This window comes from Piscicoccus intestinalis NBRC 104926, from assembly GCF_001515525.1.
Lineage (GTDB): Bacteria > Actinomycetota > Actinomycetes > Actinomycetales > Dermatophilaceae > Kineosphaera > Kineosphaera intestinalis.
Map to the genome: position 1 here is coordinate 15,379 of NZ_BCNQ01000016.1, position 20,519 is coordinate 35,897.

Sequence of the window (20,519 nt, forward strand, 5' to 3'; positions counted from 1 at the left end):
CCGCAGGGGAGGTCACGGGCCGCGCGACCTCGCGCCGGACTTCCTCCGACTGACCGCCTGCGACTCAACGCCTCCGCAGCGGCTGCGCTACAGCCCGGCCTTCTGCGTCGTCTGGCGCTTGATGCGCCCGAGCATGCCGGCCATGCCGCGCAGGCGCAGCGGGCTGACCAGGTCGTTCAGCGCGAGAAGGCCGGGCAGGTCGTTGGGGGTGTCGACGACCTCGCGGGCGCTGGAGCCGTCGAGGCCCTCGTGCAGGATGCCCGCGAAGCCGCGGGTCGTCGGAGCCTCCGGCGGCGCCGAGAAGTGCAGGTGCACGGTCGCGTCGTCACCAGTGCCCTCGACGTCGACGATGAGGAAGATCGGCGACTGACACTCCGGCACCGGCTCCAGCAGGTCGGGGTGTTCGGCGTAACGCTCCGGCAGCGCGGGCAGCTCGGTGCTGAACTCCAGCAGCAGGTTGAGGCGCTCGCTGCTCGGCAGCTCGTTGAAGTCGCTGACGACCTCGGCCATCGCCTCCGTCAGTCCGCTGGTGTCGGCGGTCATCGGGCCGGCACCTCGCCCGGCTCCTCGCCGCGCACGATCGGCACGCGCACCGCGTTGCCCCATTCGGTCCAGGACCCGTCGTAGTTGCGCACGCGCTCGAAGCCGAGCAGGTAGGTGAGCACGAACCACGTGTGGCTCGACCGCTCCCCGATGCGGCAGTAGGCGATGACGTCGTCGCCGGGGGCCAGGCCCTTCTCCTGCTCGTAGATCGCCTCGAGCTCCGCGCGGGACTTGAACGTGCCGTCGTCGTTGGCTGCCCGCGCCCACGGCACCGACTCCGCGCCGGGGATGTGGCCGCCGCGCAGCGCGCCCTCCTCGGGGTAGTCGGGCATGTGCGTGCGCTCACCGGTGTACTCCTGCGGGGAACGCACGTCGATCATCGGCTTGCCGAGGTGATCCAGCACGTCGTCCTTGTAGGCGCGCAGGCCGGCGTCGGAACGCTCGACCACCGGGTAGTCGGCGGTCGCGCGGTCGGGCTTGTCGGTGGTCATCGGCCGGCCCTGGGCCTGCCACAGGGCGCGGCCGCCGTCGAGCAGCCGCACGTCCTCGTGGCCGAAGAGCCGAAAGACCCACAGCGCGTAGGCGGCCCACCAGTTCGACTTGTCGCCGTAGAAGACGATCGTGTCGTCGCGGGAGATGCCCTTGGCGCGCATCAGCTCGGCGAAGGCCTCCCCGTCGAGGTAGTCGCGGGTGACCGTGTCGTTGAGCTCGGTGTGCCAGTCGACCTTCACCGCGCCGGGGATGTGGCCGGTCTCGTAGAGGAGCACGTCTTCGTCGCTCTCGACCACGACGAGGCCCTCGTCGCCGAGGTGGTCGGCGAGCCACTGGGTGGAGACGAGCCGCGTCGGGTCGGCGTACTGGGCGAACTGGGCGTTGTCGTCGAAGTCCACAGCCATGCGCGTCATCCTCCCACGCGCCCCCCATCTGGCCGAAGGCTGCCCTTTCGGTCGAGGGCTCCTAGCGGGTGTCCCGTGAGGTCGCCGGTGTCCTGTCGGGCCGCCGGTGTCCCGTCGGTTCGCCGGTGTCCCGTGAGGTGGCCGGTGTCCTGTCGGGCCGCCGGTGTCGCGCGGCGGTCAGCCGTGCCCGTTGGCTTGCCGGCCCCGGGTTCGGTGGCCGGTGATCCGAGCGGGCGAACTGGCCGGAGTCGGCCCGCCGCCGCGACGACGGCGGTCATGCTGGAGACGGGAGGTTGTCATGCGCATTCGAGACAAGGTGTTCGTCGTCACCGGGGGCGGGAGCGGCATCGGGCGGGAGGTCGTGCTCGAACTCCTCGAGCAGGGAGCCCGAGTGGCCGCCGTCGACCCTGCGCGCCGCTGCCCTGGCCGAGACGCTGTCGATGGCGACCGCGCGGTGCGGCTGCGCTGCGGCCGGACGGTTGAGCACGCACGAACTCGACGTCACCGACTCCGCGGCGGTCCGCGCCCTGCCGGAGACGGTGACCGCCGCGCACGGGCAGGTCGACGGACTGCTCAACGTGGCCGGGATCATTCAGCCGTTCGTGCGGCTCGTCGACCTCGACGAGGAGCACGTGCGCCGGGTCATGGCCGTGAACTTCGACGGCGTGCTCACCACCGTGCGCGCGTTCCTGCCCGGGCTGCTGACCCGTCCCGAGGCGGCGATCGTCAACGTCTCGAGCATGGGCGGGCTCGCGCCGGTGCCCGGGCAGACGGTGTACGGGGCGAGCAAGGCCGCCGTCGGGCTGCTCACCGAGGGGTTGTACGCCGAGCTGCGCGGCACGTCGGTGACGGTGACCGCCGTCTATCCCGGCGGCGTGGCGACAGGCATCAGCGAGAACAGCGGCGTGCGCATGGCCGGCCGCGAGACCGCACCCTCCGCGGCCCAGCAGCGGATGCTGACGTCGGCGCCCGCGGCCGCCCGGCAGATCGTCGACGGCATGGTCGCCGGCCGCTACCGCGTGCTCGTCGGCTGGGACGCCCGCGCAGTCGACCTCCTGAGCCGCCTCGCGCCCCGGTTCGCCACCGAGCTCATCGCCCGCCAGATGGCCCGCCTCCTCGACCCCGCCCCCGAGCCCGCCGCGGCCGTGAGCCCGCCGCGTCCGTGAGCCCGCTCCGCCCGTGAGCCCGCTCCGCCCATGAGGCCGCACCGTCCGTGAGGCCGCCGCCCTCCGACCGTGACCGTCTCCGAGCGCCCGGCCCCGGGCGTCGGCTCGGCGGCACGACCGTGAAAACTGCGTGTCGCGCTCAGGACTGCGACACGGACTGCAGTTCTCACCACGACACGCAGTTTTGAGGGAAGTGAGGCGAGGGTCAGGGACGCTCAGCGGGTCAGCGGGTCAGCGGGTCGGCGAGGTCAGCGGGGTCGGCGGGGTCGGCGCCGGAGACGGACTCGCGCAGGAGACGCCAGAGGGCCTCGACGTCGGCGCGCTCGGTGGGCTCGGCGCCGATGGAGACGCGCACCATCCAGCGCCCGTCGAGGGTGCTCGGCGACACGAACGCCCGGCCGCCGGCGTTGACGGCATTCGCCCACAACAGTGTGTGTTCGTCGAGCGCCTCGCCCGCCAGCCCCTCCGGCTCGTGGCGCACGCACACCGTCTGCAACTGCACCGGCGCGAGCACGCGCCACCCCGGCTCCGCCTCGACCTGCGCGGCGAACCTGCGCGCGTTCTCCAGGTCGCGCCGCAACCGGGCCCGGATCGCCTCGGCCCCCTCGAGCCGCAGGTGGAACCACAATTTAAGGGCGCGGAACCGCCGACCGAGCGGGATCCCCCAGTCCTTGTACTGCACGACGTCGGCGTCGGCCGCCGAGCCGAGGTAGGCCGGGGTCGTCGACATGCACGCGATGAGGTGCTCGACGTCGCGCACGTACAGCAGCGAGCAGTCGAGGATCGTTCCCATCCACTTGTGTGGGTTCCAGCCGAGCGAGTCGGCGCCCTCGACCCCGTCGAACAGGTGCCGCATCTCCGGCAGTAGCATCGCCGCGCCGGCCATCGCCGCGTCGACGTGCACCCACGCGCCGAACTCGCGGGCCACGTCGACGATCGGGCCGACCGGGTCCATCGCCGTCGTGCCGGTCGTGCCGACGGCCGCGACGACCACCGCGGGCCGGCGCCCGGCCGCGACGTCGGCCGCCATCGCCTCCCGCAGCCTCCGGCCGCATCGCGTAGGTCACCGGGTCGACGTCGACGAACCGCAGGTTCTCCCGCCCGAACCCCGCGAGCAGCACCGCCTTCGGCACCGACGAGTGCGCCTGCGGCGAGGTGTACGCCACCAGCGGCTGCTCGACGCCCTGCAACCCGCCCGTCTCCTCGGACAGGTTCGAGGCCCGTTCGCGGGCGGCGATCATCGCGACGAGGGTGCCGGTGGAGGCGGTGTCCTGGATCGCGCCGCGCCACTGCGGCGAGAGCCCGCACAGCTCGCGCAGCCACTCGGTGACGACCTGCTCCACCTCGGTGAGGGCCGGCGCCGACTGCCACGTGATCCCCAGCGCCGCGACGCCGCTGCTCGCGATGTCGCCGAGCACCGACGCCAGCGAGGCGTTGCTGGGAAACCAGCCGTAGAAGGCGGGGTGCTGGGTCTGCGTGATGCCCGGCACGACGATGTTCTCCAGGTCGGCCATGACGGTGCTGAGCGGCTCGGCCTTTTCGGGCGCGTGCGGCGGCAGCGCGTCGCGGATCTCGCCGGGCACCACGCGCGATTCGACCGGCAGCTGCGGGATGCGGGCGCGGTGGTCGGCCACCCAGTCGACGAGGGCGTGGGCGGCGATGCGGAACTCCTCGGGCGTCATGGCGCCCATTCTCGCGCCGCCGGGCGCCGGTGCGTCGGCGGCTCAGTGCGGTCGACTGCGCAGCAACTGCGCGAGCGAGATCGGCGGGTGACCGGTGAGGCGGGCGACGTCGTCGGTGACGTCGGCGACCTCACCGGCGGCGATCGCCGTGTACGTCGAGACCCACGCGTCGAGCTGCCACGACGGGGCGCCGAACGAGGCCCGCGATTCGTACGCCTCGGCCACCGTCTCCGGGTGGTAGCTCACCGTGCGGCCCGTCTCGTGGCCGACGATCTCGGCCACCTGGTACAGCGTCAACGACTCCGGACCCGTCAGCGAAAACGTCTGGCCCGCGCGGGAAGTCGGGTTCAGCAGCACCGCGGTGGCGGCGTCGGCGATGTCGTCCTGCGCCACGACCGCCACGCGACCGTTCCCCGCCGGGCCGCGGATGACCCCGTCGTCACCGACGAGATCGGGCATGAAGTCGGCGTAGAAGCAGTCGCGCAGAAACGTGAACGCCATGCCGGTGCCGCGGATGTGCTGTTCGGTCTCGTAGTGGTCGCGCGCGAGCGTGAACGTCGCGGTCGGCGTGGCGCCGTAGAACGAGATGTACACCAGGTGCCGTACCCCGGCCGCCGCGGCGGCGTCGACGAACGTGCGGTGCTGGTCGAGGCGGTCGGGGCTCTCGGAGCCGCTGACCATGAGCGCGGTGTCGATGCCCTCGAGTGCCGCGCGCACCGCCGCGCCGTCGCCGTAGGAGGCGGTCACCGCATCGGAGGCGGGCAGGTCCGGCGCGCGGGACGGGTCGCGCACGAGCAGCCGCTGGGGCGTGCCGGTTTCGGCGATCCGGCGCGCGATCCGGCCGCCCAGTTTGCCGGTGGAGCCGGTGATCGCGATGGGGCGGGTGCTCATGGCTGCCTCCGTGAGTTGGCGTCCGGGGTTTCCACCGTAGGCCAGACCGGTGACGCGCGCCGAGGGAGTCGGGGCCGCGACGCGCGCCACCGGAACGACGAGCGGTCAGCGACCGATGACCCCGCCCCAGTCGAGCCCGAAGCCGAAGGCGTAGGTGTTGCCGGCCGAGTCGACGTAGGGCGCGGTGTCCTCGCCGACGTCCTCGAGCTGGGCCTCCACGGCGTCCATGTCCTTCGGGCTGGCGATCGGCAGACGACCGGTCGGGTTGTAGCGTCCGGTTGCTACATCCAGGAGCGGTTCGTCGGCGATCGAGTAGCCGACGAGGATCGCGTCGACGTCCTTCTCGAACTCGGCCGGGATGAACGCGGTCTTGGCGCGCACCGCCGCGATGACCGGGATCGTCGTGCCCATGGCCTGCTCGACCTTGCGGACGGCGGCGATCGCCTTCTCGAGGGAGACGAGGTCGCGCTCGTTGCCGATCTTGGAGGTCTTGCCGTAGTAGGAACGGTTCTCCCGCGTGCCGTCGGGGCGCAGGTCACCGGCGATCGACGTGCGGCGCACGTGCGGGCCGTCGGCGGTGTACGGCCTCCACTGCAGCGACAGCGGGTAGAACGTGCCGTCCTTGTTCATGCCGGCGCCGGTGAAGTTGTCGCCGTTGTCGGGCGAGCGCAGGCTCATGAGCACGAGGTCGACGTCGGACAGGTCGGGGATCGTGTAGTCGACGACCGCGCCGTTCGCGTCCTTGACCGGGGTGTCGGTGAGCACCCGGCCGAAGTACTTCTTGGCGACCTCGACGTCGATGGTCGGCCCGACGCGGTCCTGGGTCTCCTGGGAGAACACGCTGGGGAAGCCGTGCCCGATCGAGCTGGGGATGTAGACCGTCTTGTCGCGGTAGGCGCCGGACTCCAGTTGCCGGATCGTCGGCTGACCGGAGCGGGCGGCGTTCTTCAGCATGACGACGGAGGCGCGCTGGGTGGCCAGTCCGCGCTCCACCTTGTCGGCGCTGGCGACGACCGCGCGGGAGTGCGCGAGGTCGAGGTATGGGTTGTCGAAAAGCCCGGGCGCGAACAGCATTCGCAGGATGCGGGTGCCGGATTGACGGAATCGCTCGTCGGCGCTGATCGGGTTCTTGCCCGCCTCGAAGTCCTTCTGCCACATCGCATGTGCGGCCATGACCGGGGCGGTGCGGTTGTTGCCGCCGAACATGTCCAGGCCCGCGCGCAGCACCGCGTAGTGCCGCTGCTCGACGGTGGCGCTCTCCATGCCCCACGCCATGCCGAACGGCGAATTCGGGTCGGTGTAGCCGGTGGTCACGCCCCAGTCGGTGCACAGCACCCCGTCGTATCCGGCCTTGCGCAGCTGGTCGATCTTCACCGTGTCGTAGGCGGAGCCGACGCGGTTGCCGGTCAGCGGCGAGCCGTCCTTGGCGATGGCGATCGAGTAGGAGCTCATCGCCGCGAGTGACTCTTTCGCGGCGAGGAACGGCTTGGTGTGCTCCTCGTAGTTGCCGCCGGGGTAGACCGCGTACTTGCCGGCGTTGAGGTGGGCCTCGCGGCCGCCCTCGCCCGGACCGTCTCCGGGCCAGTGCTTGATCATCGTCGCGATGGAGTCGGCCCCCCACCCGGTCGAACGGCCTTGCGCGTCATAGGTGTTCTGCGACCCGTCGACGTACGCCTTGGCCATCGCGGAGGCGTGCGCGGTGTTCTCGCCGAACGTGCCGTCGACGCGCAACCAACGCGGCTCGGTGGCGAGGTCGATCTGCGGACCGAGGGCGGTGGTGATGCCCATCGCGCGGTACTCGGCCGAGGAGGTCTTCGCGAAGTCGAGCATGGCGTCGATCGAGAACGTTGCGGCCAGACCGATGTTCGACGGGAACCGGGAGATGTCGGTGCCCGGGGCGTTGTAGGCGGAGTCGTTGCCGGCGGTGGAGCGCGGGTCGGAGGAGATGTTCACCGGCACGTACGGCTCCTGCGCCGAGACGAGGGTCTCGGTGAAGGCCTGCGCGGCGTTGGTCCACGTGACGTTGGCGTTGACGTCGTTGGGGCCCGCGTTGAGCACGTTGCGCAGGTGATCGTCGCGCAGGTAGGTGCGCTGCGCGTCGGTCAGGCCCTTGGCGAACTCGCGTTCGTGGCTGCTGAACAGCATGAGCCTTCGATCTGCGGGATCGTCAGCTCCTGCGCGAGGGCCTTGGCCCGCTCGTCGGGGGTCTTGCGCCAGTCCTCCCAGGTGTCGAGCGTGCCGTTGGCGTTCATGTCCTTGAACGCCAGCTCCCCGGAGCCGGTGCGCTCGCGCAGCAGGGTGACCTTGCCGCCGGGCACGTAGCTCAGGGTGGCGCCCCCGGGATTGGTGACGACGGTGAACGTCGTCTTCCCGTCGGAGACGGTGCGTTCGGTGGGCGACGGGCCGCGCGGGGAGCCGGAGGCGGGGGCGGTGGCGGCGAGGGTCGTCCCGGTAGCGAGCAGACCCACGACGACAGCGGCGAGGGTGCGGCGTGCACGCATGACGATTCCTTTCTGGCGGGTGAGCGACACACTGCCACTAAGGAATTCATCAGCTCACGAAAACGCCTTGAGAAATTCTCGGGCTCAGTGCACGGAGCCGGTCTCGATGAGCAGCACACCGCCGACCGTGACGGCGATGCCGAGTGACATGAGCCAGGTCAGCGACTCGTCGAAGAGCAGCCGAGCGAGGATCGCGGTGAGCACGACGCCGGAGGCCGACCAGATGCCGTAGGCGACGCCGAGTGGCATGCCGAGGGTGAGTACGACGGCGAGCAGGCCGAAGGCCGTGACGTATCCGACGGCGACGGCGAGATACCAGGGCCGCCGTCCGGTGGCGGCCATGCGCAGCGACAGCGTGCCGCCGACCTCGAAGAGGATCGCGCCGATGAGGGCGAGCCAGGCCATGGTCATGCCGGCCGTTCGGCGTCGACGCGGCGGTGGGCCCCGCCGGAACCCAACTCGATGAGCAGCACCCCGACGATGACGAGCCCGATGCCGATGCCCATGACGAGGGTGATGGGCTCGCCGAAGACGACGAGCGACATGATCGCGGTGAGCGCGACGCCGCCGGCGGCCCACAGGCCGTAGGCGACCCCGACCGGAACCCCCGTGCGCAGGGTGCCCGCGAGCAGGGTGAACGCGACGAGATAGGCGACGACGACCAGTGCGTACCAACCGGATTGGTCGATCGCAGCGCGCAGCGACAGCGACCCGGTGACCTCGGAGACGATCGCGGCCACGAGGCAGATCAGGCCTTTGGTGTTGGCGGAGTGGCTCGGTCGGGTGCGCACGCCCGCCAGTGTGACTGGCCTCGTGGCGGGGGGCGCATCCGGGGTTGGTGGCCTCGACGCAGGCGTCGGGGCGATGATCGGGAGATGAGGCGCATCGAGGTGGCCGGGCCCGCCGACGCCGCGGTCGCCGGGCGGCTCCTGGCGCAGTTCAACGCCGAATTCGACACGCCCTCACCGACGGCCGAACAGTTCGCCGACCGGTTCGCGCGGCTGCTGGCGCGGGAGGACGTGCTCGTTCTGCTCGTCAAAGAGTCCTCGCCAGGCGGGGAATCGGTCTCCGGTGCAACGGGGTTCGCGTTCATCACGCTGCGTCCGACGCCGTACTACGACGGCCCGCTCGCGCAGCTGGAGGAACTGTACGTGGTGCCCTCGCTGCGCGACCGCGGCATCGGCACCCAGCTGCTGCACACCGCGCTGGAGGCGATGCGCGGCCGCGGCGCCGGGGAGATGCACATCAACGTCGACGAGGTCGACACCGACACCCGCCGCTTCTACGAGCGCCACGGCTTCACCAACGTCGAGGCCGACGGCCGCATGCTCTGCTACGTGCAAGAACTCTCCCCCAATGCCCCTGAACCCGCCCCTGAGACCTGAAACCCTCTCCTGAAAACTGCGAGTCGTGGTGAGAACTGCGGCACGGACTGCAGTTCTCACCACGACACGCAGTTCTCAGGGAAGTGGGGGACGCGGTTTTCGGGGAGGTTGGGGGGATGGTTGCTCGGTCGATGCTGTTGTTCGTGCTGGCGGCGCTCGCGGAGATCGGGGGTGCGTGGCTCGTCTGGCAAGGGGTACGCGAGCAGCGCGGCCTGCTGTGGATCGGGGCGGGCGTGATCGCCCTCGGCGCCTACGGGTTCGTCGCCACCCTGCAGCCCGACGCGAACTTCGGGCGCATCCTCGCCGCGTACGGCGGGGTGTTCGTCGCCGGGTCGCTGCTGTGGGGCATGGTCATGGACGGCTTTCGCCCCGACCGGTACGACGTCGTCGGCGCCCTGGTGTGCCTGGTCGGAGTCGGCATCATCATGTACTCCCCGCGCGCCGGCTGACCGCGCGCCGGCTCCCCGCCCCCGCTCCCCGCTCCCGCTGACTGCGCGCCCAGCTGACCGCGGGCCCCGACGAACCGGGCGGGCCGCCCCGGTGGGGCAGGCATTAGCGGTGCCTGTTGCGCCGCGTCGCCGGTGACCTACCGTGGAGGCGGCCGGGCGCCACAGGTCCCCGCCCCCACAACTCCCACCCGCGAGGAGCGGTTCACATGCGCGGAACGATCATCTACGGCCCCGGCGACATCCGCGTCGAGGACCGACCGGAGCCGCAGATCCAGGAGCCCACGGACGCGGTGATCCGCACGGTGGCCGCGTGCGTGTGCGGCTCTGACCTGTGGCGGTACCGCGGCATCGCGCCGGTGAGCGAGCCGACTCCGATCGGCCACGAGTACGTCGGGGTCGTCACCGACGTCGGCGCCGACGTCGCCACCGTGCGGCCCGGCCAGTTCGTCGTCGGCGGCTTTCTCACCAGCGACAACACGTGCGTGCTGTGCCGCAAAGGCGCGCACGCCAACTGCCTGCACGGCACCGGCTACGACGGCTGCCAGTCCGAGTACATCCGGGTGCAGAACGCCGACGGCACGCTGCTCGCCACGGGCGGCCCCGACCAGATGCCGCCGCCGGAGCTGATCCCCAGCCTGCTCGCGCTCTCCGACGTCGCGTGCACCGGCTGGCACGCCGCGGTCTGCGCCGGCGTCGCCCCCGGCGCCACCGCCGTCGTGGTCGGAGACGGTGCGGTCGGCCTGTCCGGCGTGCTCGCCGCTGCCGCCCTCGGCGCCGAACGCGTCATCGCGATGAGTCGGCACGCCGACCGCCAGGAACTGGCGCGCGTCTTCGGGGCCACCGACATCGTCGCCGAGCGCGGCGACGAGGGAGTCGAGGCCGTGCACGAGCTCACCGAGGGCGTCGGCGCCGACTGCGTGCTGGAGTGCGTCGGCACGCAGGATTCCGTCGTGCAGGCCCTGCGGTGCGCGCGCCCCGGCGGCCTCGTCGGCTGGGTCGGCGTGCCACACGTGGCCGACCTTCCGCAGGAGCACATGTTCTGGAAGAACGTCGGCCTGCGCGGCGGGGTCGCGCCCGTGCGGGCCTACCTGCCCGGCCTGCTCGAGCGGGTGCTCGGCGGCTGGACCGACCCGGGCCGGGTCTTCGACCTGACGCTGCCCCTGGAGCAGGCCGCGCAGGCCTACGCCGCGATGGACGAACGCCGCTCGATCAAGACGCTGCTCACGCCCTGAGCGCCCGAGGCGCCTGCGAACGCCCGGCTCCGACGCCGCCTCCGACGGCCGCGTCCCACGCCCGCCTCCGACGGCCGCGTCCCGCCTCCGAACGGCCGCCTCAGATGTAGACGCGGCCGCCGAGGATGGCGGTGCGGCTGGGCGGCAGGCGGAAGGCGTCGACGCGGCTGCCGGCGATCCGGCTGAGCAGCACGAACAGGTGCTTGCGCCACAGGACGGGGCCGCGACCCTCGCGGGCGTGCACGTCGAGCACGGACAGGAAGTACCGGGCGCACTTGGGGTCGAACGCGAAATCGTCGCTCTTGCCCTGGCTCCACCGCAGGTTGTGCGGCACGTCCGGGGAGTCGTTGAAGCCGAGCTTGATGGAGATCGCGACGATGCCGTCGTTCGGCGTGCCGAGGTCGGTGATCCGCACCCGGTCGACGTGGTGCACGTGCGGCACGTTGCCGACCTCGACGGTGACGATCGCGACGTGCTCGTGCACGGACTGGTGGAAGCGCAGGCTCTCCTTCAGCGCCAGCGGCACGGTGCGGGTGTTCGTGTGTAGGTAGATCGACTGGCCCGGCACCCGGCGGACCGTGCCGGTGTCGAGCTGCGCGAGCCACTCATCCAGCGGTCCCTCGAGTTCCTCGCGGCGGGCCCGCACGAGGGCAGCGCCCCACCGCCACGTCGTCATGACGACGATGACGCCGGAGGCGATGACGATCGGCAGCCACCCGCCGTGCATGATCTTCGTGAGGTTCGCCCCGAGGAAGCTCGCCTCCAGGCCCCCGACGACGACCATGAACACGACGACGCGCCACATCGGCCAGTGCCAGCCGCGGTCCGCGAGCCCGCCGTACAGGATCGTGGTCAGCACCAGGGTGCCGGTGACGGCCAGCCCGTAGGCGTTCGCGAGGGCCTGGGAGCTGCGGAAACCGAGGATGAGCACGACGACGCCGAAGAACAGCGCCCAGTTGATGATCGGCACGAAGATCTGGCCGCTCTCGCTCTCCGACGTGTGCCGCACGCTCAGCCGCGGGATGAGGCCCAGGTGCAGGGCCTGCTGCGACACCGAGAAAGCCCCGGAGATGACGGCCTGGGAGGCGATGACCGTCGCGATCGTCGCCAGCACGACGATCGGCAGCACGAGCGGCTGGGGCGCGAGGCGGAAGAACGGCTGATCGACGGCGGAGGGGTCGGTGAGGATGAGCGCGCTCTGCCCGAGGTAGTTGACCGTCAGGCAGGGAAAGACGACGAAGAACCAGGCGAGCCGGATCGGTCGGGCGCCGAAGTGACCCATGTCGGCGTACAGCGCCTCGGCGCCGGTGATGGTCAGCACGATCGCGCCCATGGCGATGAACGCGACGACCGGCCGGTCGACGGCGAACGCGAGCGCGTACGTGGGAGACAGCCCGCGCAACACGCCGGGGTGGGCGACGATCGCGGGGATGCCGAGCGCGGCCAGGGTCGCGAACCACAGCACCATGACCGGGCCGAACGCGCGCCCCACCCAGTGGGTGCCGAACCGCTGGACCGCGAAGAGCAGCGCGAGGATGACCAGGGAGGCGGGCACGACCAGGTCCTGCGCCCCCGAGTCGACGACCTGGAGCCCCTAGATGGCCGACATCACCGAGATCGCCGGGGTGATGACCGAGTCGCCGTAGAACAGCCCGGCGCCGACGATCCCCAGGGAGATGATGGCGATCGTGGCCCGGGGCCCGCGCATGAGGCGCCGCAGCAGCGCGGTCAGGGCCAGGATGCCGCCCTCGCCCTCGTTGTCGGCCCGCATGACGAGCACGACGTATTTGACCGAGACGATCGTCGTCACCGACCAGAACACCAGTGACACCACGCCGTACACGTCGTCCGGAGTCGGTTCGACGGCGTTGTGGTCGATGCTGTACACGGTCTGCAGCGCGTAGAGCGGGCTCGTGCCGATGTCTCCGAACACGATGCCCAGCGCCGCGAGCAGCAGCGTGCGCAGCCGCGCCCCCTCCCGAGACATGGGCTCGGTCGCCGGGTCGTCGCCGGAGACGGGGAGCGCGGTCGACCCCGTCCGCGCGGTGTGCTCGGCCCGCTCGATCTGCTCGGCCTGCCGGAGACCGGTGGGCGCGGGGTGCTCGTCGACGGGCACCGACTCGGTCGGGTGGTCGTTGCGCGGCCCTGGGCCTGACTCCACGTCCGTCATCGTGGCACCGCCCACCCGCACTCGCCGGGCGCTCTCAGTGACACTTCAGCCGGGGCTGGCCGGGTCAGATGTCGATGCGCCCGCCGAGGATCGCCGTGCGGCTCGGCGGCAGCCGGAACGAGTCGGCGCGGCTGCCCGCGACGCGGCCGATGAGCACGAACAGCTTCTTGCGCAGGCCGACCAGACCGCCTCCCGGGCGGGCGTGCACGTCGAGCACCGAAAGGAAGTAGCGGGCCTGCTCGGCGTCGAACTCGAAGTCGGCGCACAACCCGTGACTCCACTCCAGGTTGTGCGGCACGTCCTGGGAGTCGTTGAAGCCCAGCCGGATAGAGATCGCCACGATCCCGTCGGAGGCGGTGCCGATGTCGGTGATCGTCACCCGCTCGACGTGCCGCACGTGCGGCACATTGTCGACCTGCACCGAGACGATCGCGATCTGCTCGTGGATGACGTGGTTGAACCGCAGCATCTCCTTGAGCGCCAGCGGCACCGTCTCCTTGTTGATGTGCAGGAAGACGGCCTGACCCGGCACCCGCTGCACGGCACCGGCGTCGACCTGCGCGAGCCACGCGTCCAGCGAGCCCTCGAGTTCCATGCGCCGTTCGCGCACGAGGGCGGCGCCCCAGCGCCACGTGGTCATCGCGGTGATGACGAGGCTGGCGATGAGGATCGGCAGCCAGCCGCCGTGCGGGATCTTCGTGATGTTCGCGCCGAGGAAGCCGATCTCGAGCACCCCGACGACGACCACGAACAGCGCGACCTTCGGCAGCGGCCACCCCCACCCGCGGCGCGCCAACCCGCCGTAGAGGGTGGTCGTCACGACGAGGGTTCCCGTGGCCGCGAGCCCGTAGGCGTTGGCCAGCGAGGCGGAGCTGCGGAACGCGGCGACGAGCACGACGACCCCGGCGAACAGGAGCCAGTTCACGACCGGCACGTAGATCTGACCCGTCTCCTGCAGCGAGGTGTGCCGCACCGTCAGGCGCGGGATGATCCCCAGGTGCAAGGCCTGATGGGAGACCGAGAAGGCGCCCGAGATGACGGCCTGGGAGGCGATGACCGTGGCCGCGGTCGCGAGCACGACGATCGGCAGCGCCAGCGCGTCGGGGGCGAGGTGGAAGAACGGGTTGTCGATGGCGCGCGGATCCGTGAGGATCAGGGCGCTCTGACCGAGGTAGTTGATGATGAGGGCCGGGAAGACGAAGCCGAACCAGGCGAACCGGATCGGCTTGGGCCCGAAGTGCCCCATGTCGGCGTAGAGCGCCTCGGCGCCGGTGATCGTCAGCACGATCGCACCCATCGCGATGAACGCGATGAAGGGCCGCTGGGCGGCGAACTGCAGGGCGTACGTGGGAGACAGCCCGAGCAGCACCTGCGGATGCGCGGCGATCGCCGGGATGCCCAGGGCGGCGAGCGTGGCGAACCAGACCACCATGACCGGCCCGAACGCCCGACCGATCCAGGCGGTCCCGAACCGTTGCGAGGCGAAGAGCACCGTGAGGATCACCAGCGAGACGGGCACCACGAGTTCGCCGGCGCCTGGGTTGACCACCTGCAGCCCCTCGATCGCCGACATCACCGAGATCGCCGGGGTGATGACGGAGTCGCCGTAGAAGAGGCCGGCCCCGACGATGCCCAGGGAGGTGACGATGACGGGCGAGCGCGGGCCGTGCATGGAGCGCCGCAGCAGGGAGGTCAGCGACAGGATGCCGCCCTCGCCGTCGTTGTCGGCCCGCATGACCATGACGACGTACTTGAACGACACGGTGATCGTCAGGGCCCAGAACACGAGGGAGATCACGCCGTACACGTCGAGCGGGGTCGGCGCCACCGCGTTGTGATCCGCGCTGTAGACCGTCTGCAGGGCGTACAGGGGGCTCGTGCCGATGTCACCGAACACGATGCCCAGCGCCGCCAGGACCAGGCTGCGCAGCGGGGTCGTCGCCCGCGGCAGCGCCATCGTGGCGGACTCTGCGGGCGCCTCAGGCCCTTGTGGCCCGTGTGGCCCGGCTGGTTCCGATGGTTCGGCCTCGCGCGGGGGTCGCTCTGAGTCCACGCCCGACATCGTGGCACCGGCGACCCGGCACGGTCATGTGTGCTGGCTCAGGCGGCTCTCAGTCTCCGGGTCACAGCTCGTCGATGAGCACGAGCGACTTGCGGGCGCCGTCATACGTCGCGCGGCGCTCCTCCGGCAGGTCGGCCGGCGTGCCGAGCACGAAGCCGTGTTCGATGAACCAGTGCGGAGTCTGTGTCGTCAGCGCGAACAGCCGGCGATACCCCAGGGCCCGCCCCCGCGCCCGCGCCCGGCGCAGCAGCACCGCCGCGAGGTCGCGCCCGCGGTAGTGCGGATCGACCGCGACGCAGGCGAATTCGGCGGCGCGGTCGGTGGGGAACTCCACGAGCGCGTTGCAGGCGATGACCGTGCCGTCGCGCACGAGCACCGAGAAGGAGTCGATGTCGAGTTCGAACTGCTCGCGGCTGCGGGGCACGAGCATGCCGGCGCGTTCGAGCGGAGCGGTCAGCTCCATGATTCCCGTGACGTCCTCGGCGTTGGCCTGCCGCGTCGACTCGTAGTCGTCCTCGGCCGAGATCATCAGCCCGCAGCCGTCGCGGGAGTACAGCTCCCGCAGCAGCGGGCTCGCGCCCTCGGTGCCGATGAGATGGGTGCGGCGCACGCCGGAGCGGCAGGCCGCGAGCGCCGCCCGCACGCAGTTGCGGTCCTCGATCGAGAGGGTCAGGTCGCGCAGCTGGGTGGCGACGAGCGCCTCGGCGGCGGTCAGCGACAGTTGCCCGGCGTCGCCGGCGTCGCGGGGCAATTCCCAGGTGGCGGGCTCGGACTCGATGATGAAGATCAGCTTGTCGGCCCCCAGGCCGGTGGCCACCGCCTCCGCGACGTCGGCGTTGCGGAGGTTGAACGTCTCGCCGGTGGGGGAGTAGCCGACCGGGGAGACGAGCACGATGCGGTCGCTGGCGAGCTGGTGACGGATCTCGGCGATGTCGACGCTGCGCACGATCCCGCTGAGCAGGTGGTCGACCCCGTGGCGCACCCCCACCGGGCGGGCCGTGACCCAGTTGCCGCCCGTCACCTTGATGCGGGAGCCGGCCATCGGGGTGTTCGCCAGGCTCGAGCTGAGCCGGGCCTCGATGTCCATGCGCAGGATGCCGACCGCGGCCTTCACCGCGTCGATGGTGTCGGAGTCGGTGATCCGCAGGTCGCCCTCGAAACGCGACCGGATACCGCGGATCGTCAGCTCCGCCTCGATCTGCGGGCGGGCGCCGTGCACGAGCACGAGCCGCACCCCGAGGCTCGACAGCAGCGCGATGTCGGCGAGCAGCCGGTCGGTGTCCTCGCGGGCACACACCTCGCCGGGGAAGGCGATGACGAACGTCTTGCCGTGGTGCATGTGCACGTACGGCGCGGCGCTGCGGATGGCGCGCACGAACGACTCGCCGGCCAGGGGCCCGTCGGCCGGGGAGTGCCTCTCGTCGCTCACCCCAGCAAGGGTAATCAGCGTCACCGGTGGTGGTCGGGGGCGGCGGTGTGCATCCGGCGGGTCTGGGTGGCTCTCGATGGCTCTCGATGGCTCTCGATGGCTCGCGGTGGCTCGCGGTGGCTCGCGCTGGCTCGCGGTGCCGTCCGCGGCCTCGGCGCGTCGCGACGCTCGCCGGTCGCGGCGCTGTGTCGGTGCTGGCGCAGGTCAGCAGCAGCGCCCGCCACCCTGACCCGGCGCCGATCGCTAGCGTGAGGTGCGCGAACGGGCGCCGGCCCGCGCAACCGCGAGAAGGGGAGTCAGCATGGCCGGACACACCACCGACGGGGCTGCCCGATCGCTGGCCGCCGCGACGAGGTGCGTGGCGCTGGGGCGGCCCGAACCCGGGCCGGGCGCGCCGGTCAACCCGCCGATCACGCTGTCCTCCACGTTCCTTCACGACGGCGCGCGGGAGGCCGAGTTCGCGTACGTGCGCGAAGACACCCCCGCGTGGCGCCCCTTCGAGGAGGCGCTCGGCGGGCTCGAGGGCGGGCGCGCGCTGGCGTTCGGGTCGGGGATGGCCGCGGCGGCGGCTGCGATCTCGCTCGTCCCGGTCGGTGGCGTAGTCGTCGCACCGCGGTCGGCGTACATGGGCGTCCTCAGCCTGCTGCGCGACGGGGCGGCGGCCGGGCTGTACACGGTCCGCGAGGTCGACCCGACCGACACCGCCGCCGTCGTCGCCGCGCTGCCCGGCGCAGACCTCGTGTGGCTGGAGTCGCCGAGCAACCCGCTGCTGGACGTCGCCGACCTGCCCGCGCTGCTCACCGCCTCCCGCGAACAGGGCGTGACCAGCGTCGTCGACAACACGTTCTCGACACCCCTGCTGAGTCGCCCGCTCGAGCTCGGGGCCGACATCGTCATGCACTCGGCCACCAAGTACCTCGCCGGGCACAGCGACGTGCTGCTCGGTGCGCTCGTCACCGCCTCGCCCGGCGAGAACGCGGGGGTGCGCGAGGGGGCGCACGACGGGGCGGGGTTGCACGAGCGGCTCGCCCACCACCGGCACCTGCACGGCGCCGCGCCCGGGGCCCTCGAGACGTGGCTGGCACTGCGCGGGTTGCGCACGCTGGCGGTGAGATTCGAGCGCGCCTGCGCCAACGCCGCCGACCTCGCGGGCCGCCTGCAGGGGCACCCGGCGGTCGAGCGCGTGCGCTACCCGGGCCAGGGCGCGATGCTCGCGATCGAGGTTCGGGGTGGCGCCGCCGCGGCCGAGTCGGTGTGCGCCACGACCACGCTGTGGGCGCACGCAACGAGCCTCGGCGGCGTCGAGTCGCTCATCGAGCGCCGCCGGCGCTACGACGTCGTGCCCGACTCGCTCGTTCGCCTGTCGGTCGGCATCGAGGACGTCGACGACCTGTGGGCCGACCTCGAGGCTGCCCTCGACCGGCTCGCCTCGCTCGGTGCATCCGACGCGCCCGGCGGGTTGCCGGCACCCGACGAGAGGACCTGACATGAGCGTGCGCTTCGCGACCATCGGCACGAGCGTCATCACCCGCAACTTCGCCGCCGCGACCCGGCTCAGCGGGCGCGCGACGATCACCGTGGCCCACTCCCGCGACCGGCTGCGCGCGCAGCAGTTCGCCGCCGAGATCGGCGCGGGCCGTGGCGAATCCGACCTGGAGGCGGTGTTGTCGGCGGCCGATGTCGACGCGGTCTACGTGGCCTCGCCGAACACCGCGCACGCCGAGCACGCGCGGGCGGCGCTCGCGGCGGGCAAGCACGTGTTGTGCGAGAAGCCGCTGGTGTTCACCGCCGCGCAGGCCCAGGAGCTGTTCGACCTCGCCCGGGACCGGGGCGTGGTGCTGCTGGAGGCCATGCGCTCGGCATTCGACCCGGGCATGGCCGCCATCCGCGAGCTGTTGCCGACGCTCGGACCCGTGCGTCTGGCGAATCTGCGCTACGTGCAACGCTCCTCGCGGTACGAGCGGGTGCTCGCCGGGGAGCGGGTCAACATCTTCGACCCGGCGGTCGGCGGCGGCGCGCTGTTCGACCTCGGCGTGTACGTCGCCAGCCCGTGCGTCGACCTCTTCGGCGAGCCGCAGACCGTCACCTCGGCCCCCATCGAGCTGCCGACCGGCGCGGACGCGGCCGGCGTGATCGTCGCCGGCTACCCGGGGCTCGTCGCGACGCTGACGTACTCGAAGATCACCGCGTCGGCGCTGCCCAGCGAAATCCAAGGCGAGGCAGCGACGCTCGTCATCGACCACATCAGCCGGCCGCGGCGACTGCGGGTCGAGCCACTCGGAAGCGAGCCGGTCGAGCACGTCGTCGACGGCACGCTCGACGCGGGCGAGGACGTCGACGGAAACCTCGCCTACGAGGTCGTCGCGTTCGCCGATCTCGTCGAGTCGGGCCAGTGGCCGGAGGGGCCGACGGCGCGGTCCCTCGGGGCGGCCCGCCTCATCGACGCCGCTCGGGCGGCCGGTTGACCCCGGGCCGCCACCGTTCGGACTATCACCGCGTCGAGCCCCAGAGCGGGGTCAGGGCTCTGACCTGCGGTTTCTCGAGTTCGTGCGCTGACGGCCCAGCGCGGTGATAGTCCGAGGGGTGTCCACAGGCCTGTGGAAAACGTGCTCGGGTGCGGGTGCGGGTGCGGGTGCGCGAGTGCGCGGGGGTCGGGCGTGTGGTCGGGCATGCGGGTGGTCGGGAGCGCGGGTGCCGCGGCCGGGGGCGCGAGGCCGCGCTACTCGGCGAGGGCTTCGGCGGTGGCGTCTCCGCGGGCGCGCGTGCGCTCGGATTCGGCGTGCGCTCGCGAGCGCCGGGCGGCGAGCACGCCGCCCTCGTGGGGGCCGCGGGCCGATTCGACGAGGGCGGCGGCCTCGTGTTCCGCGGCGCTCGACACCTCGTAGCGCTGGCTGTAGATGTCGAAGATCGCCATGATCGTGGCCGCGAGCGGCACGCCGAGCAGGGCGCCGGCGACGCCGAACAGCGAGGCGCCGAGCAGCGCGGCGACGAACGAGACCGCCGGGTGCAGGTTGACGGCGCGGGCGCTGATACGGGGTTCGATCGTCACGTTCTCGATCTGCTGGTAGGCGACGGCGAAGAGCAGCACCCACAGCCCGTCGGTGGGTTCGTCGCTCGCGAAGCCGACGATGACCGGCAGCGCGATCGCGATGTACGTGCCGACCGTGGGCACGAACTGGGCGACGAGGCCGGTCCACATGCCCAGCGGCAGCCAGTACGGCATGTCGATGAACCACATGAACAACCCGGCCGCCGTGCCCGAGATGACGGCCAGGGTCATCCGCGCCGCGACGTAGCCGCCGACCTTGATGACCATGAGCTGCCAGACCGTGTTGAACACGACCTGCCCGCGCGGCCGCAGCAGCCCGGCGATCCAGGCGCGCAGGTTCGGCAGCCCCGCGGAGACGAAGTAGGCGAGGAAGACGAACGAGAAGACGCTCAGGGCGAGCCCGAGCGTGTTGCTCACGAGGCCGACGAGGCCGCCGGCGATCGCGCCCGCCAGGCTCGTGACCTCCTCGCTCGTGACGCCGAGGTCGCCCAGGATCGTGTCGGTCGTGTAGGCGGTGTGGAAGCGGTGGTTGAACGAGTCGAGCACCGTCGTGACGACCTGCGGCGCACTCTGCACGAGCGCGGCGAGCTGGTCGGTGAGCATGCGCCCGAACGTCGCGAAGAAGGCGGTGACCAACACGGCGAGCGCCACGAACGTCAGACCGGTGGCGGCGGCCCGCGGCATGCGGCGCGCGAGCCGCCGCACGACCGGCTCGATCGCCAGCGCGAAGAAGAAGGCCAGCGCGAGGCTGAAGAAGATCGACCCGCCGTCGGCGAACACGAACCGCACGAAGAGCGCGAGCGCCACGACGCAGACGACGATCCACGCGGCCACCCACACCGACCGCGCGTCGACGACCAGTCGGGTCGTCGGTTCGGCGGGTGGCGGTGCGGCGGCGGGCGCGTCGTCGACTCTTCGGGCCCGACCCAACACTCGCGTCCCCTTCACCGTTGCGCCGCTCGCAGTCCCCGGGGGTGATCGCGCCCGGGAGGTGCTGCCAGGCGACAGGGTGTCACATCGCGCGTGGCCTCGACAGTCCCCGCGGCCGGGAGTGGATACCAGGG

The 20,519-nt window shown here is 71.7% G+C and carries 18 protein-coding genes and 2 pseudogenes; 6 read left to right on the top strand and 14 right to left on the bottom strand.

Features of this window, described 5'->3' with window-relative positions; translation table 11 throughout:
- Positions 1-87 precede the first annotated feature (87 nt).
- Entirely contained in the window at positions 88-543 is a 456-nt protein-coding gene (locus PINTE_RS04760; RefSeq protein ID WP_068427008.1) for a SufE family protein, read from the bottom strand.
- Positions 540-1,439, bottom strand: a complete 900-nt coding sequence (locus PINTE_RS04765; protein ID WP_068427010.1) for a sulfurtransferase — start codon at positions 1,437-1,439, stop codon at positions 540-542. The genes PINTE_RS04760 and PINTE_RS04765 overlap by 4 nt, the downstream gene beginning before the upstream one ends.
- 440 nt (positions 1,440-1,879) lie before the next feature.
- On the opposite strand from PINTE_RS04765, the gene PINTE_RS04770 reads away from it, so the two are divergent.
- Positions 1,880-2,605: an SDR family NAD(P)-dependent oxidoreductase gene (locus PINTE_RS04770; RefSeq protein ID WP_281178825.1), complete on the top strand. Its 726-nt coding sequence runs from the start codon at positions 1,880-1,882 to the stop codon at positions 2,603-2,605.
- Positions 2,606-2,828: 223 nt separating this feature from the next.
- Here PINTE_RS04770 and PINTE_RS24730 read toward each other — a convergent pair whose 3' ends face one another.
- The 7 genes and pseudogenes from PINTE_RS24730 to PINTE_RS04795 form a co-directional block, all read right to left on the bottom strand.
- Positions 2,829-3,635 carry a pyridoxal phosphate-dependent decarboxylase family protein gene (locus tag PINTE_RS24730; protein ID WP_281178826.1) on the bottom strand — a complete coding sequence of 269 codons (807 nt, stop codon included), beginning with the start codon at positions 3,633-3,635 and terminating at the stop codon, positions 2,829-2,831.
- A gap of 70 nt (positions 3,636-3,705) precedes the next feature.
- A pseudogene (locus tag PINTE_RS24975) lies at positions 3,706-4,296 on the bottom strand (pyridoxal-dependent decarboxylase); the annotation flags it as partial.
- 33 nt (positions 4,297-4,329) lie between these two features.
- The gene (locus PINTE_RS04780) at positions 4,330-5,178 is read right to left on the bottom strand and encodes an SDR family oxidoreductase (protein ID WP_068427012.1); all 849 of its coding nucleotides are present in this window, start codon (positions 5,176-5,178) and stop codon (positions 4,330-4,332) included.
- 105 nt (positions 5,179-5,283) lie between these two features.
- Positions 5,284-7,323: a glycoside hydrolase family 3 N-terminal domain-containing protein gene (locus PINTE_RS04785; RefSeq protein WP_157087084.1), complete on the bottom strand. Its 2,040-nt coding sequence runs from the start codon at positions 7,321-7,323 to the stop codon at positions 5,284-5,286.
- Positions 7,281-7,679 carry a hypothetical protein gene (locus PINTE_RS22540; RefSeq protein WP_157087085.1) on the bottom strand — a complete coding sequence of 133 codons (399 nt, stop codon included), beginning with the start codon at positions 7,677-7,679 and terminating at the stop codon, positions 7,281-7,283. The genes PINTE_RS04785 and PINTE_RS22540 overlap by 43 nt, the downstream gene beginning before the upstream one ends.
- Before the next feature lie 84 nt (positions 7,680-7,763).
- Positions 7,764-8,084 carry a DMT family transporter gene (locus tag PINTE_RS04790; protein WP_174523988.1) on the bottom strand — a complete coding sequence of 107 codons (321 nt, stop codon included), beginning with the start codon at positions 8,082-8,084 and terminating at the stop codon, positions 7,764-7,766.
- A 2-nt stretch (positions 8,085-8,086) separates the two neighbouring features.
- The gene (locus tag PINTE_RS04795) at positions 8,087-8,470 is read right to left on the bottom strand and encodes a DMT family transporter (protein ID WP_245642804.1); all 384 of its coding nucleotides are present in this window, start codon (positions 8,468-8,470) and stop codon (positions 8,087-8,089) included.
- An 84-nt stretch (positions 8,471-8,554) separates the two neighbouring features.
- Between PINTE_RS04795 and PINTE_RS04800 the strand changes: the two genes are divergently transcribed.
- The 3 genes from PINTE_RS04800 to PINTE_RS04810 all read left to right on the top strand — a co-directional run bounded on the left by PINTE_RS04800 (position 8,555) and on the right by PINTE_RS04810 (position 10,745).
- Positions 8,555-9,064 (top strand): GNAT family N-acetyltransferase, encoded by a 510-nt coding sequence (locus tag PINTE_RS04800; RefSeq protein WP_068427016.1) that lies wholly within the window; start codon positions 8,555-8,557, stop codon positions 9,062-9,064.
- A 116-nt stretch (positions 9,065-9,180) separates the two neighbouring features.
- Positions 9,181-9,513, top strand: coding sequence for a YnfA family protein (locus PINTE_RS04805; RefSeq protein WP_068427018.1), 333 nt, complete (start codon positions 9,181-9,183; stop codon positions 9,511-9,513).
- A 206-nt stretch (positions 9,514-9,719) separates the two neighbouring features.
- The gene (locus PINTE_RS04810; RefSeq protein WP_068427021.1) at positions 9,720-10,745 is read left to right on the top strand and encodes a zinc-dependent alcohol dehydrogenase family protein; all 1,026 of its coding nucleotides are present in this window, start codon (positions 9,720-9,722) and stop codon (positions 10,743-10,745) included.
- A gap of 100 nt (positions 10,746-10,845) precedes the next feature.
- Here PINTE_RS04810 and PINTE_RS24980 read toward each other — a convergent pair whose 3' ends face one another.
- The 4 genes and pseudogenes from PINTE_RS24980 to argA all read right to left on the bottom strand — a co-directional run bounded on the left by PINTE_RS24980 (position 10,846) and on the right by argA (position 16,406).
- Positions 10,846-11,472: a KUP/HAK/KT family potassium transporter gene (locus PINTE_RS24980; RefSeq protein ID WP_505803055.1), complete on the bottom strand. Its 627-nt coding sequence runs from the start codon at positions 11,470-11,472 to the stop codon at positions 10,846-10,848.
- Positions 11,458-12,915, bottom strand: a pseudogene (locus PINTE_RS04815) (KUP/HAK/KT family potassium transporter); the annotation flags it as partial. The gene PINTE_RS24980 and the pseudogene PINTE_RS04815, both read right to left, overlap by 15 nt.
- 64 nt (positions 12,916-12,979) lie before the next feature.
- Positions 12,980-14,872 carry a potassium transporter Kup gene (locus tag PINTE_RS04820; protein WP_068427023.1) on the bottom strand — a complete coding sequence of 631 codons (1,893 nt, stop codon included), beginning with the start codon at positions 14,870-14,872 and terminating at the stop codon, positions 12,980-12,982.
- 166 nt (positions 14,873-15,038) lie between these two features.
- Positions 15,039-16,406, bottom strand: coding sequence for an amino-acid N-acetyltransferase (gene argA / locus PINTE_RS04825; RefSeq protein WP_245642805.1), 1,368 nt, complete (start codon positions 16,404-16,406; stop codon positions 15,039-15,041).
- Positions 16,407-16,707: 301 nt separating this feature from the next.
- On the opposite strand from argA, the gene PINTE_RS04830 reads away from it, so the two are divergent.
- Positions 16,708-17,892 (top strand): trans-sulfuration enzyme family protein, encoded by a 1,185-nt coding sequence (locus tag PINTE_RS04830; protein WP_068427025.1) that lies wholly within the window; start codon positions 16,708-16,710, stop codon positions 17,890-17,892.
- Between the two features lies 1 nt (position 17,893).
- A complete protein-coding gene (locus PINTE_RS04835; protein ID WP_068427026.1) occupies positions 17,894-18,871 on the top strand; it encodes a Gfo/Idh/MocA family protein in 978 nt (325 codons plus the stop codon).
- A gap of 254 nt (positions 18,872-19,125) precedes the next feature.
- On the opposite strand, the gene PINTE_RS04840 is transcribed toward PINTE_RS04835, so the two are convergent.
- Complete coding sequence (locus PINTE_RS04840; RefSeq protein WP_245642806.1) at positions 19,126-20,388, bottom strand: AI-2E family transporter; 1,263 nt, start codon at positions 20,386-20,388, stop codon at positions 19,126-19,128.
- Positions 20,389-20,519: the final 131 nt, after the last annotated feature.

Excerpts from the sequence above, each read along its gene's own strand:
- PINTE_RS04790 (WP_174523988.1), bottom strand. The coding sequence starts at position 8,084 with ATGGCCTGGCTCGCCCTCATCGGCGCGATCCTCTTCGAGGTCGGCGGC.
- PINTE_RS04770 (WP_281178825.1), top strand. The coding sequence starts at position 1,880 with ATGGCGACCGCGCGGTGCGGCTGCGCTGCGGCCGGACGGTTGAGCACG.
- PINTE_RS04780 (WP_068427012.1), bottom strand. The coding sequence starts at position 5,178 with ATGAGCACCCGCCCCATCGCGATCACCGGCTCCACCGGCAAACTGGGC.
- PINTE_RS04835 (WP_068427026.1), top strand. The coding sequence starts at position 17,894 with ATGAGCGTGCGCTTCGCGACCATCGGCACGAGCGTCATCACCCGCAAC.
- PINTE_RS04800 (WP_068427016.1), top strand. The coding sequence starts at position 8,555 with ATGAGGCGCATCGAGGTGGCCGGGCCCGCCGACGCCGCGGTCGCCGGG.
- PINTE_RS04760 (WP_068427008.1), bottom strand. The coding sequence starts at position 543 with ATGACCGCCGACACCAGCGGACTGACGGAGGCGATGGCCGAGGTCGTC.
- PINTE_RS04765 (WP_068427010.1), bottom strand. The coding sequence starts at position 1,439 with ATGGCTGTGGACTTCGACGACAACGCCCAGTTCGCCCAGTACGCCGAC.
- PINTE_RS24730 (WP_281178826.1), bottom strand. The coding sequence starts at position 3,635 with ATGGCGGCCGACGTCGCGGCCGGGCGCCGGCCCGCGGTGGTCGTCGCG.
- PINTE_RS04820 (WP_068427023.1), bottom strand. The coding sequence starts at position 14,872 with ATGGCGCTGCCGCGGGCGACGACCCCGCTGCGCAGCCTGGTCCTGGCG.
- PINTE_RS04810 (WP_068427021.1), top strand. The coding sequence starts at position 9,720 with ATGCGCGGAACGATCATCTACGGCCCCGGCGACATCCGCGTCGAGGAC.
- PINTE_RS22540 (WP_157087085.1), bottom strand. The coding sequence starts at position 7,679 with ATGCGTGCACGCCGCACCCTCGCCGCTGTCGTCGTGGGTCTGCTCGCT.
- PINTE_RS04830 (WP_068427025.1), top strand. The coding sequence starts at position 16,708 with ATGGCCGGACACACCACCGACGGGGCTGCCCGATCGCTGGCCGCCGCG.
- PINTE_RS04785 (WP_157087084.1), bottom strand. The coding sequence starts at position 7,323 with ATGCTGTTCAGCAGCCACGAACGCGAGTTCGCCAAGGGCCTGACCGAC.
- PINTE_RS24980 (WP_505803055.1), bottom strand. The coding sequence starts at position 11,472 with ATGCACGGCGGGTGGCTGCCGATCGTCATCGCCTCCGGCGTCATCGTC.
- PINTE_RS04805 (WP_068427018.1), top strand. The coding sequence starts at position 9,181 with ATGGTTGCTCGGTCGATGCTGTTGTTCGTGCTGGCGGCGCTCGCGGAG.